Origin of the sequence: Providencia sp. PROV150 (genome assembly GCF_028481025.1) — a bacterium.
Lineage (GTDB): Bacteria > Pseudomonadota > Gammaproteobacteria > Enterobacterales > Enterobacteriaceae > Providencia > Providencia hangzhouensis.
On record NZ_JAMPPJ010000015.1, the window covers coordinates 14,847 to 33,531 of the forward strand.

12 protein-coding genes are annotated in these 18,685 nt (G+C 43.0%); 8 read left to right on the plus strand and 4 right to left on the minus strand.

The features are described 5' to 3' along the window. The first annotated feature begins 18 nt into the window (after positions 1–18). From argE to gadC, 4 genes are all read left to right on the plus strand, one after another. Positions 19–1,173, plus strand: a complete 1,155-nt coding sequence (gene argE, locus PSE83_RS11910) for an acetylornithine deacetylase (RefSeq protein WP_004265329.1) — start codon at positions 19–21, stop codon at positions 1,171–1,173. Between the two features lie 228 nt (positions 1,174–1,401). Beyond that, positions 1,402–2,286 (plus strand): methylenetetrahydrofolate reductase, encoded by an 885-nt coding sequence (gene metF, locus PSE83_RS11915; RefSeq protein WP_004265327.1) that lies wholly within the window; start codon positions 1,402–1,404, stop codon positions 2,284–2,286. 705 nt (positions 2,287–2,991) lie between these two features. Beyond that, positions 2,992–4,392, plus strand: a complete 1,401-nt coding sequence (locus PSE83_RS11920; RefSeq protein WP_004265325.1) for a glutamate decarboxylase — start codon at positions 2,992–2,994, stop codon at positions 4,390–4,392. A gap of 112 nt (positions 4,393–4,504) precedes the next feature. After that, positions 4,505–6,055 (plus strand): glutamate:gamma-aminobutyrate antiporter, encoded by a 1,551-nt coding sequence (gene gadC / locus PSE83_RS11925; protein ID WP_180312205.1) that lies wholly within the window; start codon positions 4,505–4,507, stop codon positions 6,053–6,055. 72 nt (positions 6,056–6,127) lie between these two features. Here the strand turns inward: gadC and ppc are convergent, their stop codons facing one another. The 3 genes from ppc to metB form a co-directional block, all read right to left on the minus strand. Beyond that, complete coding sequence (ppc, locus tag PSE83_RS11930; protein ID WP_094961902.1) at positions 6,128–8,767, minus strand: phosphoenolpyruvate carboxylase; 2,640 nt, start codon at positions 8,765–8,767, stop codon at positions 6,128–6,130. Positions 8,768–9,170: 403 nt separating this feature from the next. Next, positions 9,171–11,612 (minus strand): bifunctional aspartate kinase/homoserine dehydrogenase II, encoded by a 2,442-nt coding sequence (locus PSE83_RS11935; RefSeq protein WP_004265319.1) that lies wholly within the window; start codon positions 11,610–11,612, stop codon positions 9,171–9,173. Between the two features lie 12 nt (positions 11,613–11,624). Further along, positions 11,625–12,785 (minus strand): cystathionine gamma-synthase, encoded by a 1,161-nt coding sequence (gene metB, locus PSE83_RS11940; RefSeq protein WP_004265317.1) that lies wholly within the window; start codon positions 12,783–12,785, stop codon positions 11,625–11,627. A 315-nt stretch (positions 12,786–13,100) separates the two neighbouring features. Here metB and metJ point away from each other — a divergent pair, with 315 nt between their 5' ends. After that, the gene (gene metJ, locus PSE83_RS11945) at positions 13,101–13,418 is read left to right on the plus strand and encodes a met regulon transcriptional regulator MetJ (RefSeq protein WP_004265315.1); all 318 of its coding nucleotides are present in this window, start codon (positions 13,101–13,103) and stop codon (positions 13,416–13,418) included. Between the two features lie 278 nt (positions 13,419–13,696). Here metJ and rpmE read toward each other — a convergent pair whose 3' ends face one another. Continuing rightward, positions 13,697–13,912, minus strand: a complete 216-nt coding sequence (gene rpmE, locus PSE83_RS11950; protein ID WP_004265313.1) for a 50S ribosomal protein L31 — start codon at positions 13,910–13,912, stop codon at positions 13,697–13,699. A 218-nt stretch (positions 13,913–14,130) separates the two neighbouring features. Between rpmE and priA the strand changes: the two genes are divergently transcribed. The 3 genes from priA to ftsN all read left to right on the plus strand — a co-directional run bounded on the left by priA (position 14,131) and on the right by ftsN (position 18,579). Continuing rightward, positions 14,131–16,329 carry a primosomal protein N' gene (gene priA / locus PSE83_RS11955; protein ID WP_004265310.1) on the plus strand — a complete coding sequence of 733 codons (2,199 nt, stop codon included), beginning with the start codon at positions 14,131–14,133 and terminating at the stop codon, positions 16,327–16,329. Between the two features lie 341 nt (positions 16,330–16,670). Further along, a complete protein-coding gene (cytR, locus tag PSE83_RS11960) occupies positions 16,671–17,699 on the plus strand; it encodes a DNA-binding transcriptional regulator CytR (protein WP_004265308.1) in 1,029 nt (342 codons plus the stop codon). Positions 17,700–17,772: 73 nt separating this feature from the next. Continuing rightward, complete coding sequence (gene ftsN / locus PSE83_RS11965; protein WP_004265307.1) at positions 17,773–18,579, plus strand: cell division protein FtsN; 807 nt, start codon at positions 17,773–17,775, stop codon at positions 18,577–18,579. The last annotated feature ends 106 nt before the right edge of the window (positions 18,580–18,685 follow it).

The window sequence follows — 18,685 nt, forward strand, 5'->3', positions numbered from 1 at the left end:
GGATAAAGGCTGTCAACAGTGAATATTAAATTACCTGCATTTATTGAGATTTATCGTCAATTAATTGCGACTCCGTCGATTAGTGCGACTGATTCTCATTTGGACCAGAGCAATAAAGCCCTGGTGGAACTTCTCGGTGGGTGGCTGGAGACGTTAGGTTTTTCGGTCAACATTCAACCTGTGCCGGAAACGCGAGATAAATATAATTTGCTTGCATCTATTGGTGAAGGAAATGGTGGGCTGATGCTATGCGGCCATACCGATACCGTGCCCTTTGATGATGGACGTTGGAGTAAAAACCCGTTTGAGCTAACAGAGCATGACGGCAAGTTATATGGGCTCGGAACCGCAGATATGAAAGGCTTTTTTGCTTTTATTGTTGATGCGTTACGCGATATGGATTTAACTCTGCTCAAACGCCCACTGCATATATTGGCCACTGCGGATGAAGAAACATCGATGGCTGGCGCACGTTATTTTGCAGCCAGTACAGCGCTAAGACCGGATTTTGCGATTATTGGAGAACCAACTTCGTTACAACCGATTCGTGCGCACAAAGGACATTTATCAAATGCTATCCGCATTACTGGGCAATCGGGGCATTCTAGTGACCCAGAACGTGGGGTCAATGCCATTGAATTAATGCATGAGTCTATTTCCCATTTAATGGACTTACGAAATACGTTAAAAGAACGATTTAACAACCCTGCATTTGTCATTCCCTACCCGACGATGAACTTTGGTCATATTCATGGCGGTGATGCAGCCAACCGAATTTGTGGTTGTTGTGAATTACACATGGACATTCGCCCACTCCCCGGCCTGACTTTGCAGGACTTAGATGAACTACTCAATGAAGCTCTTGAGCCTGTTAGTGCCCGTTGGCCAGGTCGCTTGGCGATTGAGCCCATGCATCCGCCGATCCCTGGCTATGAATGCCCAACGGACCACAAGATGGTGGCAGTAATTGAACAGTTGTTGGGGCAAAAAGCGGATACCGTGAATTACTGTACTGAAGCGCCGTTTATCCAAGAGCTCTGCCCGACGTTGGTTCTTGGCCCTGGTTCTATTGAGCAAGCACATCAGCCTGATGAATTTATCGATATGCGCTTTATTGAACCTACTCGCCAATTAATTAGCCAAATGGTTGAGCACTTCTGTTTCACTGAGTAAATCTGACTAGCCATCGATTTAAGCGCGACACTGAACAGGGTCGCGTTTTTTATCATGAATTATTTTCCTGTTGCCTTTGAAAAAACCTCAGCGTCATAATTTAATTTAAGTATTGACTATTGGTACCGATCTGGTAATTTCTATTTGGACGTCTAAACGTATAGACGCACAAATGGATATAATAACGTACAAAAAATAGTTAGTTTGCAAATTGCGAGGTTACAGGGTATGAGTTTTTTTCACGCAAATCAGCGCGAAGCGCTAAATCAAAACTTAGCTGAGTTAGATGGCCAAATTAATGTTTCATTTGAGTTTTTCCCACCTCGCAGTGAAGAGATGGAGCAGACACTATGGAAATCTATTGATAGGCTCAAAAACCTGAAACCTCAATTTGTCTCTGTGACTTATGGTGCGAATTCCGGCGAACGCGACAGAACGCACAGCATCATCAAAGATATTAAAGATAAAACGGGCTTAATTGCAGCCCCTCACCTAACGTGTATTGATGCAAGCCCTGAAGAACTGAAAGCCATTGCTCGTGACTATTGGAATAATGGTATTCGCCATATTGTTGCATTGCGTGGTGATTTACCTGACAACAGCCGTAAACCAGATATGTATGCTGTTGATCTAGTCGAGCTGTTAAAAAGTGAAGCGGATTTTGATATTTCTGTTGCGGCCTACCCTGAAGTTCACCCTGAAGCCAAAAGCGCTCAAGCCGATTTAATTAGTTTAAAAAAGAAGATTGATGCGGGAGCTAACCGTGCAATCACTCAGTTTTTCTTTGATGTTGAGAGCTATTTACGTTTTCGTGACCGCTGCGTCGCGACAGGTATTGATGTGGAAATCGTGCCGGGGATTTTACCCGTCTCTAACTTTCGTCAACTCGAGCGCTTTGCCAAACTGACTAACGTACGCATTCCTGCATGGATGAGTAAAATGTACGAAGGGTTAGATGACGACCCTGAGAGCCGTAACCTTGTCGGCGCATCAATCGCCATGGATATGGTCAAAATTCTTAGCCGTGAAGGCGTGAAAGATTTTCATTTTTACACGTTGAACCGCTCTGAGCTCACCTATGCTATCTGCCATACTTTGGGAGTTAGGCCTTAATTTAGTCGGATGAGGCGAATATTTTGTCTCATCCCTTTGCTATTTTCTTCTATTCTTATAAATATCTTCTATTTTCCCAGAAAAAAATATCAAATAGCTAGAACTAGTTATTTCTTGTTTAAAAAAGAACCAGTGTCTTTAAGGTAAATATATTAACGTGATATCTAAACTGATTAGATTCGCGAACTACTTTTCCACAATATAACTCATGCTATTATTTTCTTTATATTCAAATTCATTTTGCCACAATAATTATATTTAACGGTTAACGGTATAAATTAACTTTAGACATTATGAAAATCAGGGTTTAAATAAAAGTTACATAACTTAACATTATTGAAATATTAGTTTTTTATGAACATTCATTTATTTCCACTACATTTTTCGCCCATATAAAATCAAATAAAAACAACTAAAAAGCTAAATACATAGAAATAAAAACCATAAAAATGTAATAATTTAGTTAAATTGAGTGGTTTTTAGCATCATTTTATGAACACAATCAGCTCTTGGGAAAAATTATCTATAACCAAAATAACCATAAACCATCATTCACTCTACTGTTACTTTCTAATTATGACGGTTTTCATTAAATTATCTTTTTTATTTGAACACTTTTGAATTTTTCAAAAGACGGCGTATATTTAATATTGAGCTCAAGATTAATAGTATTTAATTACCACATGGTCATTGAGGAATTAAAACATGAGTAATAATGCATTAAATTCAAAACACAGTGGAATGGATGATGTCTACGCATCATTAGAATTATCCAAATCATTACCAAAAACCAAGTTTCCATTGAAAGAACAAGCACCACGTAATGTATTTAGTGCAGTACGCGATGAATTAATGCTAGATGGGAATTCACGCCAAAACTTAGCAACATTTTGCCAGACATGGGTGGATGATGAAATTCGTGATTTGATGGATTTGTCTATCGACAAAAACATGATAGATAAAGACGAATATCCACAAACAGCAGAAATTGAAAACCGCTGCGTACATATGTTAGCGGACTTATGGAATTCACCGGATGCAGAAAATACCCTTGGTTGCTCAACCATCGGGTCCTCAGAGGCTGCAATGCTTGGTGGGCTAGCGCTAAAATGGCAATGGCGCAAAAAACAAGCCGCTAAAGGAAAACCGACCGATAAACCTAATTTAATTTGTGGCCCAGTTCAAATCTGTTGGCACAAATTTGCTCGTTATTTCGATGTTGAACTCCGAGAGATCCCTCTTGAAGGTGACCGCCTCATCATGACACCGGAAGAGGTGCTCAAACGTGTCGATGAAAATACTATTGGTGTCGTACCAACCCTTGGGGTGACATTTACCTGCCAATATGAGCCCGTAAAAGCTGTACACGATGCGCTCGATAAACTGCAAAAAGAAACTGGACTGGATATTCCTATCCATGTGGATGGTGCTAGTGGCGGCTTCTTAGCTCCATTTTGTGCACCAGATTTAGAATGGGATTTCCGCTTACCACGTGTAAAATCCATTAATGCATCAGGCCATAAATTTGGTTTGGCGCCATTAGGCGCTGGCTGGGTTATTTGGCGTGAAGCCAAAGACCTTCCAGAAGAATTGATTTTTAATGTGAATTATTTAGGCGGTAATATGCCAACATTCGCACTGAATTTCTCTCGCCCTGGCGGTCAAATCATTGCTCAATATTATAATTTCTTGAGACTGGGTCGCGAAGGCTATGCAAAAATCCACAACGCTTGCTATGCAACTGCACAATACCTCAGCCGTGAAATTGAAAAATTAGGGCCATTTGAAATGATTTTTGATGGTGATAGCCAAACTGGTATCCCTGCATTAGCATGGAAACTGAAAGAAGGCACCGCCACCAGCAAATATTCCCTCTATGACATCGCAGACAAACTGCGTAGCCGTGGCTGGCAAGTTCCTGCTTACTCCATGCCAGCAAACCGTGAAGACCTTGTTATTCAACGTATTCTAGTGCGTCATGGGGTTAGTTTAGATTTAGCCGCATTACTCATTGATGACTTCAAACGCACCTTAGAGTATTTCGATAAGCACCCCGTCAATAAACCGCTAACAGAAGAAGAAGGCGGCGGCTTTAATCACAGTTAATTCTTTTATTCATGATTGTGTTGTTAACGAGCCAAAGAGCCTTAGGTTCTTTGGCTCCTACTGAGATCCGCCCTGAAAAGGCAGATTGTTTATCGATTTGAGGAGAACTCGTATGGCAACAACGACAGCTCCAGCCGCAAAGCAACTGACACTACTTGGCTTTTTTGCCATCACTGCATCAATGGTGATGGCCGTTTATGAATATCCAACATTTGCAACATCTGGCTTTAGCCTCGTATTTTTCCTGCTATTAGGAGGATTATTGTGGTTTATTCCTGTCGCATTGTGTGCCGCAGAAATGGCAACCGTAGAAGGTTGGGAGGAAGGTGGTGTATTTGCATGGGTTTCTAATACATTAGGCGAACGTTGGGGATTTGCCGCTATTTCATTTGGTTATTTACAAATTGCGATTGGCTTCATTCCTATGCTGTATTTCGTATTAGGGGCACTGTCTTATATTTTGAATTGGCCAGAACTTAATACAGACCCAATCACCAAAACGATAGGGGCACTTGTTATTCTCTGGGTATTGGCTTTCACACAATTTGGCGGAACTAAATATACTGCCACGATTGCGAAAGTCGGTTTTTTCGCAGGCATCTTGCTTCCAGCGCTAATTTTGGTCTTTCTAGCGATCAGCTATTTAGCCAGCGGCTCTCCATTGGCCATTGAAATTAGTACTGAAACCTTTATTCCTGATTTCACCAAAATTGGCACACTCGTGGTATTTGTCGCCTTTATTTTGAGCTATATGGGTGTTGAAGCTTCAGCAACTCACGTTAATGAAATGAAAAACCCCGGTCGAGATTACCCCGCAGCGATGTTTTTACTCATGATAGCGGCAATTTGTTTAAGCTCAATTGGTGGGTTATCGGTAGCAGCGGTGATCCCAAACAGTGAAATTAATTTATCTGCTGGTGTGGTACAAACATTCAATGTGCTTGTCACACACTTTAATTCATCCCTTGAATGGGCAGTGAGAATTATTGCGGCACTATTATTGCTTGGCGTGCTGGCTGAGATTGCTTCTTGGATTGTGGGGCCATCCCGCGGGATGTATGTCGCGGCACAGAAAGGTATTCTGCCGCAAGGCTTTGCCAAGGTGAATAAAAATGGCGTACCGGTAACACTGGTGATTTCGCAGTTGTTGATCACAACAGTAGCGATTATCGTCCTCACCAATACTGGGGGCGGTGGTAATATGTCATTCCTTATTGCTCTAGCCTTAACGGTAGTTATCTATTTATGTAGCTATTTCATGCTATTTTTAGGTTATATGCAGTTAGTTTGCAAACAACCAGAGAAAAAACGTGTCTTCAATATACCGGGAGGTAAAGGCATTAAACTTCTCATTGCGTTAGTCGGCCTAATTGTTTCTATCTTAGCCTTTGTGATTTCATTCTTCCCACCGAGTTCTTTACCGAATGGTGCGAGCAATACCACCTATGTGACGTTACTTGCGGTTAGCTTTGTGATTATTTTCTTACTGCCTTTTGTAATTTATGCTTTCCATAACAAACAAGGTAAGAAAACTAATGTCTCTATGGTGCATATCAAAACGCATAATGCGCCAGCTAACCATTTCTTTATTCACCCTCGAGCTCGTTCTGCGTATCACTTGATTCATCATGATAAACCAGACGATGGTTCATCCAACTCGTAATAACTCGTAAAAATAATGAGGGCTACCATTTGGTAGCCCTCATATTATTCAAGTACTTTAAAAATCAACAAACTAACCCGTATTACGCATGCCTGCTGCCACACCAGCAATCGTCACCATCAAGGCTTGCTCGACACGTGGGTCGGGCTGCTCTTGTTGGCGGGAGCGGTGTAAAAGCTCTGCTTGTAAGACATTTAATGGGTCAGTATAAACATTACGTAATGCGATGGATTCCGCTATCCAAGGTAAATCCGCCATTAGCGCTTCATCTTTTGAAACCGCCAACACGCTTTTAATATCTTCAGATAACTGGTCACGCAGTTTTTGCCCTAATGGCCATAAGCGCTCTTCCACCAAGCGGTGGTCGTAATATTCCGCCAGCCATAAATCTGCTTTTGCATAAACCATTTCTAACATCGCAATACGCGTATTAAAGAATGGCCACTGCTGCCACATTTCATCAAGAATGGCTTGTTTGCCTTCTTTCTCAATGACATGTTTTAGCGCCGCTCCTGCCCCTAACCATGCGGGTAACATTAAGCGGTTTTGCGTCCATGCAAAAATCCATGGGATCGCACGCAAAGTTTCCACACCACCAGTTGGGCGGCGTTTTGCAGGACGCGACCCAAGCGGTAATTTACCTAGCTCTAGCTCCGGTGTTGCGGCACGGAAATAAGGCACAAAATCCGGTTGTTCACGTACATAATCACGGTACATCGCACAAGACACATCAGATAGCGAATCCATCACGGACTTCCACTCATCTTTTGGCTCTGGTGGCGGTAAAAGGTTCGCTTCTAATATAGCACTGGCGTATAACGCAAGGCTGCTAATGGTAACTTGCGGCAAACCGAATTTAAAACGGATCATCTCGCCTTGCTCGGTTACCCGCAACCCTCCTTTTAAACTACCCGGCGGTTGAGAAAGTAATGCAGAATGTGCAGGCGCACCACCGCGTCCAATTGTGCCGCCACGCCCATGGAATAATGTCAGTGTGACACCTTCTTTCTCACACAATTTAATCAGTGCATCTTGCGCGCGATACTGCGCCCATGAAGCTGCCATTACCCCTGCATCTTTAGCAGAATCCGAGTAACCAATCATCACCATTTGGCGATCATCGATAAGGTTGCGATACCACTCAATGCTTAACAGCTTGGTCATCACACTTTCTGCGTTATTTAAATCTTCCAGTGTTTCGAATAGCGGCGCGACGGGTAAGCGGACTGATGCCCCATTCTCTTTTAGCAGCAATTTAACCGCTAACACGTCTGACGGGACTTTCGCCATTGAAATAACATAAGCCGCAACAGAATCATTTTTGGCTTTCGCAATCACTCGACAAGTTTCAAACACTTCCTGTGTTTCTGCACTCGGCTGCCAATCTTGCGGGATAAGTGGGCGTAAAGATTGTAGTTCTTCCAGCAAGAACTGTTGTTTTTCCTCTTCTGACCACTGCGAGTAATCACCCAACCCTAAATACTGAGTGAGCTCTGCAATGGCTTCAGTGTGACGAGTACTTTCTTGGCGCACATCAATACGTACCAGTTGCAAACCAAAGCTACGAATACGGCGCAGAGTATCCAACAACTGACCATTAGCAATAATTTTCATATTGCAGGCAATTAATGATTGGTAGCACGCGTATAGCGGGTCCCATAATTGAGCATTATCCACCAATAAGTCTGCCGGTGGTAAAACTTGCTCGCCTTTTACACGGCGCTCTAAGTACTCTAGCGTCGAAAATAGTTGGCTACGTAAATTTTTCGCGATTTGGCGATAAGGCTCATCAACGTCATCCCCCCCAGCTAGCGCACGCAGCTCTGGGGTCGCTTCCGTCATCGAAAGTTCTGAAACCAATACTTGAATATCTTTGAGGAATAAGTCTGCCGCTTTCCAGCGACTCAGCAATAGAACTTGGCGAGTCACATCCGCAGTTACGTTCGGGTTACCATCACGGTCTCCACCCATCCATGAGGTAAAACGAATAGGATTGGCTTCAACCGGTAATACTGCCCCAATAGAGTCCTCAAGTTGTTCGTTAAATTCACGTAAGAAAGCAGGAACCCCTTCCCACAATGAATTTTCCACAACAGCAAAACCCCATTTAGCTTCATCAATGGGTGTTGGACGAATTTTACGAATTTCATCGGTATGCCATGATTGAGCCACCAATTGACGCAAGCGGCGCATGATATTATTGCGTTCATAATCCGCAATGTCATCATGGTCGAGTTGTGACAAACAGTTATTTACCTCAACTAATTTATGGATCAACGTACGGCGAGCAATTTCCGTTGGGTGAGCCGTTAAAACCAGCTCAATTGAAAGCTGTTCAACTGCTTTTTGGATATCACCATCAGTGAAGTTTTTGCCTTTTAATCGGCTAAACAGATTTTTCAATGCTACTGGGTTACTTGCCGCTTCGCCGTGAGGCGAAATACTGTGGTATTGCTCAGCGACGTTTGTCAGGTTTAAGAATTGGTTAAATGCCCTTGCAACGGGTAGCAATTCATCATTAGAAAGATTTTGTAATGTCATCAGCAGTTTTTGGCGCTGAACTTCATTACCTGCACGAGAAGATTTGGAAAGCTTACGAATGGACTCAACTTTGTCGAGTATGTCCTCACCTAAGGCTTCCTTGATGGTATCGCCGAGTAGCTTACCCAGCATACTGACATTACTGCGCATTGCGGAATATTGCTGATTCATGAGACTCCTGACCTTGTGCTTCTGGCAGAATGCATTCCCGCACGGTTCACGGTTAACAGACTGCTACCTGTTTCCTGTAACAAAATTTCAGTCGGCTGCGTTAGAGTTGTCGTTTTGTGATGCAGGCCGCTAAATTTACCCTTCAGTGTATATTCATATCAGAAAAAAATGACTTTGGGGGATTTTTCTGAAATTTAATTACAGCCTTATTTTTATTAATTTTTCTTATTTAAGTATTGTTTCAGCGCAATATATCGTCGATTCAGCACTTTTAAGACATGAATAATGTTTAAGAATTAAATCATCAGAATAAAAAACAGAAAATGAAGGGATAAATTAAAAATCTTCATGATGCATTAGCGCCCTCAATACCGAAGAGAACACCAATGCACTGAATAAATGATTATAAAAGTTGAGAGAGTCGGTTCAGATCCGATTGAATAGCACCCGCAGTCACATCACGCCCCGCTCCGGGCCCACGGATCACTAATGGGTTGTCTCGATACCAACGGCTTTCAATAGCAAACACATTGTCACCCGGTAATAATGAGGCCAGTGGATGTTCCGGCTTCACCGCTTCCACCCCCACTTTTGCTTTGCCTTTTACCGCATCAAACCGTGCGACATAACGTAGCACTAACCCAAGTTCTTGCGCTGCTTCTAAGCGCTGCTGCATTTGCTCGTTAATAACCGCACTGTTTTCAAAAAACGCGTCCAAAGAACCTGCCTGTGCTTGTTTTGGCACTAAAGACTCAACTCTTACATCATCCGGCTCGATGTCATAACCCGCTTCACGGGCTAAAATAATTAATTTGCGCATAACATCTTGCCCCGACAGGTCAATACGTGGGTCTGGTTCAGTTAACCCTTGCTGCCAAGCTTGCTCTACTAGCTCACTAAATGGGATGGAGCCGTCAAACTGTAAAAATAGCCATGATAGCGTTCCAGAAAAAATACCACTGATAGTCAGGATAGAGTCACCGCTTTCTTTTAAATCACGTACTGTATAGTTAATCGGTAGCCCTGCCCCTACCGTCGCGTTATATAACCAGTGACGACCTGTTTTTGCGAACGCATCGCGAATTTGACGATATTGTGCCGTTTGCGCCGCCCCCGCAATTTTATTTGCACTAATCACATGAAAACCATAACTGGCAAAATCTACATAGTCATCTGCCAACGTTTCACTGGCTGTGACGTCTAACACCACTAAATCATCATAAGGGTGGGAACGCATCCATAAAAATAGGTTATCGTCCTCATGCTCTACGGCTTCATCATCAAAGAAAGCTAGTGCACGACTTGGGTCAATCCCTTGGTAATTCAGTAAGCTACGGCGGCTGTCTACTACGCCAGCTAGGACGAAATCAAAGTCACTACGTGCAGAAATTTTGTGTTGCTCCGCGGCAAAAAGTTCTAACCAACGCGCGCCAATATTCCCTTTACCAAATAACACTAAACCGATGCGTTTTTCTGCGCGGAATAAGCTTTGGTGCATCCCTTTAATTAGATGTTCCGTTTGGTTAGAACGCAAAACAGCAACTAAACTGATATCGTCCTCTGAATGCCAAATAAATTCAACAGGTTGCCCTTTTAATTCCTCATAAAAGCGGTGGCTATGTAACGGTTTTTTACACACTCCCGCACCGACTAATGCAACCAGAGAAAAACCTTCACGTAATGATAATGACCCCGGTAAACCGGCTTCTTCAAGGGTATTTAAGGCACTTTCGACAATCTCGGAGGTATAGCACAATTGCAGTAAAGAACGGTCATGATGAATACCGCGAGCCAAAGGGCGCAATTGAGCACGTTTAAGTAATAAATCCACATCTTTGCAGATTTGTTTAAAATCACGCCCCGCGGCGATACGCAATTCAATCAGACACACATCATCATGACTAGTCACGATTTTCGCACCAGCCCCTGATGCAAGCACCCGTTCAATTTTTGTTGAACCCTGTTCGGGTTGATAGCTACACCTTAATTGCAAATCAATGTTGCTCACAGAAACAGGCTGTAAAGTCCGTGTATGTAAAACGGGAGCCGCTAAACGCGCTAATTCACTCGCTTCATCAAGACGTAACAAAGGCAGCAAACACGCATCTTTCACTTTGCGAGGATCCGCGCTATATACCCCAGCGACATCACTCCAAATCGTCACTTTAGCAGCATCCGCCAACGCACCAACTTGTGTTGCAGAATAATCACTGCCATTGCGCCCGAGTAATACGGTTTCACCTTGCTGATTCCGTGAAATAAACCCTGTTACCACAATACGACGGTTAGGTAATTGCGTTAGCTGTTGCTGTAACAAATACCGTGACTGTATTTCATCAACTTGTGGCTGTGCCGCACGTTCCGCACGTAGAAATAAACGTGCATCGAGCCATGCACTTGCCATATCGGCTTGGACAAGCACTTCTGCCATCAAGCGAGCTGACCAAATTTCACCGTGCCCGACCACTTCTGCATAAATCGCATCATTTATGGGTTGATCCAGCAATGCACTTAAACGCTCTAAATCGTGAATAAATAACTGGCTTAGCTCTGCAGCCTTTTGTTCAGGTAAAAGAGATTCAATTAAATCAAGTTGATAGCGGCGTAATGATTGCTGAGCTTGATGAGCCGAAATACGATCACTTTGGCTTAACTTTAACCAGTTAATCAACTGATTTGTTGTACTACCCGCGGCAGAAACCACCATTAAATCACCGGGTTGGCTATAGTTGGCCATAATTGTTGCAACGCGTTGATAGCACTTCGCATCGGCTAAACTACTGCCCCCAAACTTATGTAACTGGCGGTGGCAAGGAGCCACCTCAACCGCTGTTAGTACACTCATCAAAAAACTCCGCTAACGTTGTGCCGCAACCTGAAATGCGTGATCTAAGTCTGTGATTAAGTCCTGAGGATCTTCAATCCCCACTGAAATTCTTAGCAAGCTATCTGTGATCCCCGCTTGCGCACGGGCTTCTGCTGACATACCTGCATGTGTCATTGTAGCCGTATGGGAAATCAATGTTTCCACACCACCTAATGACTCCGCTAGTGTAAACAGGCTGAGTGAACGAAGAAAATGGCGAAGTTGTGGCTCATCACCTGCAAATTCAAAACTCAGCATCGCGCCAAAGCCTTTTTGCTGTTTCACTGCTATTTCGTGCCCGGGGTGATCTTCTAATGCAGGATAATACAATTTTTTTACTAAAGGCTGTGATTTAAGATATTTTACGATCTCTTGTGCATTTTGCTGTTGCTGTAATACACGTGGAGATAATGTCCGAATACCTCTCAATAGTAGATAGCTATCAAAAGCGCCCCCAGTAACACCAATATTATTTGCCCACCAAGCAAGCTCTGTTACCCATTTTTCTTCTTTCGCAACCACCACTCCTGCAACAATATCAGAATGGCCATTCAAGTATTTAGTGCATGAATGCACCACAAAATCTGCACCGAGCGAAAGAGGCTGCTGCAAAATTGGGCTTAAAAAAGTATTATCTACAACGACTAATGCACCTACATCATGAGCCAACTGTGCAATATGCTGTATATCAAAAATTCTTAATAGTGGGTTGCTGGGTGTTTCGATTAACACTAATTTGGGCTTTTTCGCTAATGCAGCCTGCAATGCAGATTCATCACTTTGGTCGACAAATTGCACCTGATAAGCCCCACGCTGGCTTTGGCTATTAAATAACCGATAGCTTCCGCCGTAACAGTCATGCGGCGCAACGAGTAAATCCCCCGGTTGCAAAAAAACTGTACATAACAGGTGAAGCGCAGACATCCCACTGTTAGTCATTACCGAACCACTACCACCCTCAAGTTGTGCCAATGTTTTTTGCACAATATCACGCCCCGGGTTTCCACGACGTGAATAATCATGAGCCCTCGGTTCATTAAAGTCAGTAAAATTATAGGTACTGGATAAATAAATGGGAGGCACGACGCAACCAAATTGTTGGTCTTCATTTAATCCATTATGAATTGCGATGGTTGACGGCTTGTAAGTCATAAACGCTTCTCCTGAACAGTGATAGGCTAAATCATACCCATCGGATGTTTAGACGTCAACATATCTAGACGTCTAAACCTCTTTACGTTTATATCTAGTAATGGAATAATCAGCCCTAATAATTATGTGTAAATTGATAGTCAATCGCATAAGTGAACTTAACTCGTTAATTTTATATAATATCTTGTGATAAAATAAGTTAAGTCACGTCTAACATATATGCAGACGTTCTCGATTTAGGGCTTAGATTAAGTTTCTATTAAAAAGAATATGCATATTATTTTTTATTATTATTGAAAATATCCAAGGTAACCCATGGCTGAATGGAATGGTGAGTATGTCAGTCCGTATGCTGAACATGGCAAAAAGAGTGAGCAAGTAAAAAAAATTACAGTATCTATCCCTTTGAAGGTACTAAAAATTTTAACTGACGAACGTACTCGTCGTCAGATTAATAACTTGCGACACGCGACAAATAGTGAGCTCCTGTGTGAAGCTTTTTTACATGCATTCACAGGCCAACCACTGCCAAATGATGAAGATTTACGTAAAGAACGTAATGACGAGATCCCTGAAGCCGCAAAAGAAATTATGCGCGAATTAGGTATCGACCCTGAAACGTGGGAATATTAGCCCCAATTAGTCACCATTACGTATCTCAAAACTTTAACTACGTCGCACGCCTTGCGACGTAGTGCCTTTCCTTATGTTTTATTCAAGATAGCTATAACGATGATGGCGAAGCGCTCAAGTCTAAAGTGAAAGTACGAATAATGATAAGTACGAATAATGATATTATGTTCGCCGTGCTTTACCGCTTCTAATTTCTTCATTTAGACATAAAAACACTTATTTTAGGCATTAAAAAAGGGAAACTCAGTTTCCCTTTTTTTTCGCATTCACAAGTTCGATTATTTTTTAGAACCTGGGATGCTGAAACGTTGGTTGAAGCGATCAACACGACCACCAGTCGCAACATCACGCTGTTTACCAGTATAGAACGGGTGGCAGTTACCACAAACGTCCAGGTTCAGCGAGTGACCAGCAGTTGAATTAATTTTCATTACATTACCGCAAGAACAAGTTGCAGTAACTTCTTCGTATTTAGGGTGAATACCTTTTTTCATGGGAGAACCTCTATTAAGGCCGTGTCGCCATTCCAGCCCTAACGCCGGACACCACACGTCGTGTTGATTGAATTTAATATATTGGTAAAAATAGATACCAAAGGCGGCGGATCATACAGAAATTCTGTTTATCACGCAATGAAAACCGAGTAAATTTTGTGGTACTCTAGTCAACAATCGCTCGCATTATCGCATAAAAAATAGACGGAAACCCAGATATGATCGTCGTTCAGGTGGCTTTACCTGTCCCTTTAAACCGCACATTTGATTATCGCCTTCCTGATAACATGCCACTACCAGTGATTGGCAGCCGTGTTATGGTGCCATTTGGCAAGCGCCAAGCCTTGGGTATTGTGGTAAAGCACAGCGATAAAAGCGAATTTGCTGAAGATAAATTAAAAGCCATCGAACTGGTTCTCGACCACCAAACGCTTTTCCCTGACGATATTTGGCAGCTCTTACTGTGGTCTTCCCAATACTATCATTACCCAATAGGTGAAGTGCTCTTCCACGCATTACCCACACTATTGCGCCAAGGTAAACCTGCGGAATTTACCCCTATTTGGCAATGGCAAGTGACGGATGAAGGCTTAGCCGTTGATCTTAATGAGCTAAAACGCTCCCCAAAGCAGCAGCAGGCCCTCGCGCTTTTACGCCGTAGACCCGTTTATCGCCATCAAGTAAGTGAGCTTGAAATCAGTGAAAGTGCTCTGCAAGCACTGAAAAAGAAAGCTTATATTGAGTTACATCCCGTTCAACCGACTAGCGAAAAGTGGCAACCAAGCTTTACAGTTTGTGGGGAAAGGTTGCGGCTTAATAGTGAGCAAGCGACCGCTGTCGGTGCTATACGTGCTGAAGATGACCAATTTTCGCCATGGCTGCTCGCTGGGATCACAGGGTCCGGTAAGACGGAAGTGTACCTGAGTGTATTGGAAAATGTCCTTGCCCAAGGTAAACAAGCTTTAGTTTTGGTGCCTGAAATTGGCTTAACCCCACAAACGATTAGCCGTTTTCGCGAGCGCTTCAATGCGCCTGTTGATGTATTGCACTCAGGGTTGAACGATAGCGAGCGTTTAGCCGTTTGGTTACGCACTAAGCAAGGACAAAACGCCATTATTATTGGCACTCGCTCAGCGCTGTTCACCCCTTTTGCCCGCCTTGGCATTATTATTATTGATGAAGAGCATGACAGCTCATATAAACAGCAAGATGGCTGGCGTTATCATGCACGTGACTTAGCTGTTTTCCGCGCTAAAAAGAACAATATTCCCATTGTGATGGGTACTGCGACGCCATCACTAGAAACCTTATTCAATGTACAGCAGCATAAGTATCGGCAATTAAATCTCACTATTCGTGCAGGTAATGCACGCCCTGCGGCTCAGCACCTTATTGATTTAAAAGGCCAGCCGTTAAAATTTGGTCTTTCTCACTTATTAATTCAACACATTAAAGAACACCTTGCACAAAACAACCAAGTCATTCTATTTTTAAATCGTCGTGGTTATTCCCCTGCATTAATTTGCCATGAATGTGGCTGGATTGCAGAGTGCCAGCGCTGTGACCACTATTACACCTTGCACCAAAATTTTCATCAATTACGCTGCCACCATTGTGATAGCCAGCGCCCGGTTCCTCGTCAGTGCCCACAATGTGGTTCAACTCATTTAGTGCCTGTAGGAATGGGAACGGAGCAACTTGAGGAAGGGATTTGTGAACTGTTCCCTGATACCCCCGTTACCCGTATTGACCGTGATACCACGAGCCGTAAAGGGGAACTGGAACAGCATTTAAACCAAGTACATGAAGGGGGGGCTAGAATTCTTATTGGCACACAGATGTTAGCCAAGGGCCACCACTTCCCTGATGTCACCTTAGTCGCCTTGTTAGATGTCGACGGGGCTTTATTCTCGAGTGATTTTCGTGCAGCCGAACGGTTTGCTCAATTATACGTGCAAGTTTCTGGTCGAGCAGGACGAGCTGGTAAACAAGGTGAAGTGTTCTTGCAAACCCACCATCCCGAACACCCATTGTTGCTCACGCTTCTTGAAAAGGGCTATCACGCATTTACCCAAGAAGCGATGGAAGAACGGCAAATCGCAATGTTACCACCTTACACCAGTCATATATTGATCCGTTCAGAAGACCACAATAACCAAGATTCGCGCCAATTTTTGCAAAATGTACGGCAATATATTAGTGAACATCCACAAAGTGATGCCAAAATGTGGATTTTAGGCCCCTCGCCGTCGATTCAAGCCAAACGTGGCGGGCGATTCCGCTGGCAATTGCTATTGCAACACCCTTCGCGGCTTTATTTACAACAATTTATGGCGAAACTGTTGCCAGAAATTCTTCAACAGCCAGAAAGTCGCAAAGTAAAATGGAACATCGATGTGGACCCGACCGATTGTTAACTCATTATCAATGCTAAAGGATTCATTTTACCTAACCATTTAACTTTATAGACCATACCAGTATTGTCTTTGCAGCATGTTGATAAATTTGAATTATTTGCCATATAATTCTAAACGACCAAATTGAGTATTTTTCATACACATTGAGTTTCATTTATCTTTTTACCCTTAGAATTATTTTCAAAATTTGCGAAGTAGCTCTAAAAAATGACGCAAGTCACATTTTTTATGCAAACTAGGTAACAGATATTCTTGAGAAACCAATTAGAATAACCACTAATAATGACGTACTTGCGCCATTCAAAAAAAGCAAACGATTAAATCAATCTAAGGAAGGCGTTGTGGAAAGTAAAAAACACAATAACACGGCAACGATGAAAGATGTTGCTAGTGCCGCGGGCGTTTCGACAGCGACGGTGTCTAGAACACTTATGAACCCGGAAAAAGTTTCTTTGCAAACACGCCAAAAAGTCGAACAAGCGGTGATGGATGTTGGCTATTATCCTCATAACCTTGCTAGAAGCTATAAGCGCAATGAATCAAAGACTATTCTTGTACTCGTTCCTAATATTCGCGACCCTTTCTTTAGTGATGTCGTGTGCGGCATTGAAGAAATTGCCGCTCAAGAAGGCTATTTTGTTTTGATTGGGGACTGTAAACACCAAGAAAAACAAGAAAATGCTTTTATTAATCTCATTATTACCAAACAAATTGATGGCATGGTCTTACTGGGTTCCAATATTCCATTCGATATCTCAACCGAAGAGCAAAAAAACCTCCCTCCAATTGTGATGGCCAATGAGTTCGCACCTGAGCTAAAACTGCCTACCGTACATATCGATAACCTCACCGCCGCATTTAACGCAACACATTACCTACAAAAACAAGGCCATAAACTGATCGCTTGTATTGCAGGCCCTGACCATATGCCTTTAAGCCAATATCGTTTAGAAGGTTATAAAAAAGCCATGTTACGCACAGGTGAAAAACTGCGTGAAAATTATATTATTCGTGGTGATTTTACCCATGAGGGTGGCGCTGAAGCAGTGAAAACATTGATGTCACTTCCTGAACCACCGACAGCTATCTTTTGCCATAGTGATATCATGGCAATTGGTGCGATGTGGCAAGCGAAAAAAATGGGCTTAAAGCTCCCTGATGACCTTTCTTTTGTTGGTTTCGATAACTTAGAGCAAGCAAAATACACCTTGCCAGCCCTAACGACTATCAACCAACCTCGTGCTGAAATTGGCCATCATGCGATGCAATTACTGCTCGAGCAGATTCATGGGCACAATGTTAATCCAGGCTCACGTCTCCTAGATTCTGATTTAATCATTAGAGAGAGCACAAAAGCGCCTAAAAGCTAGTCAAAGTTGCTCAGGTTAAGTAACATGTTAACCCAAATGATGACTAACAATTGATAACTAGTGAATTAATAGCGTGGCACAAAAAGATTATGTAGCTCGAGGGCGCTCATCCGCCCGTAAAAAAAGCAAAGGTAAATCAAAGAAAGCACAAGGACTACCAATGACAACATTGGTTGTTGCTGTCGCGATTGTCGTGCTATTTGTTGGCGGCCTGTTTTATATCACTCAAAATAAAAAGGACACACCACAACCTCAGGTAGCCACTCCCACAACACCGGGTAGTACGCTTCCACCAAAGCCTGAAGAACGTTGGCGTTATATTAAGGAACTCGAACGTCGTGGTGTGGATATGCCAAATATTCAACAGCCGAGCACGGGGAATAATATTGTGCGCCCATCAGATTTAACACCTGAACAGCGCCAGCTATTAGAACAAATTGATTCTGACAGACGCCAGCCTGTCACTAACTTGCAAGAAATACCTGCAAACGGTAAACCAGTACCGCGCTCACAAGTGCTCATCAATGAGCCTGCTCAACCTATCGAGCCAGTACAACGTAAACCGGCGGCCAATATCCCTCCAAAACTTGAGGCTCAACCAACCGCGCCCGCAACTCAACCACAAACGGCACCAAGCACTAAACCGACAAACAGCTTGCAAAATATGGTTGTTCAATGTGGTTCATTCCGTACAGCAGAACAAGCCGAGTCTGTACAAGCTACTTTGGCATTCTCAGGTATTGAAAGCCGTGTAAGCGCAGGTGGAGGTTGGCACCGTATCGTTTTAGGACCTTATTCCAAGTCCACTGCCGAAAAAATGCGTGACCGCGCAGCAGGTGCAGGTGTTTCCGGTTGTATTCTTCGTGCTTCTGGGGGTTGAAAAATTCCTCCTTCCCCCCCATGTACTGTTTTAATGTACTCATGAGCGGTACTTTGTGTCTTCAACCTAGTTCAAGTGATAGTTAATTAGACAACTATCACTTGAA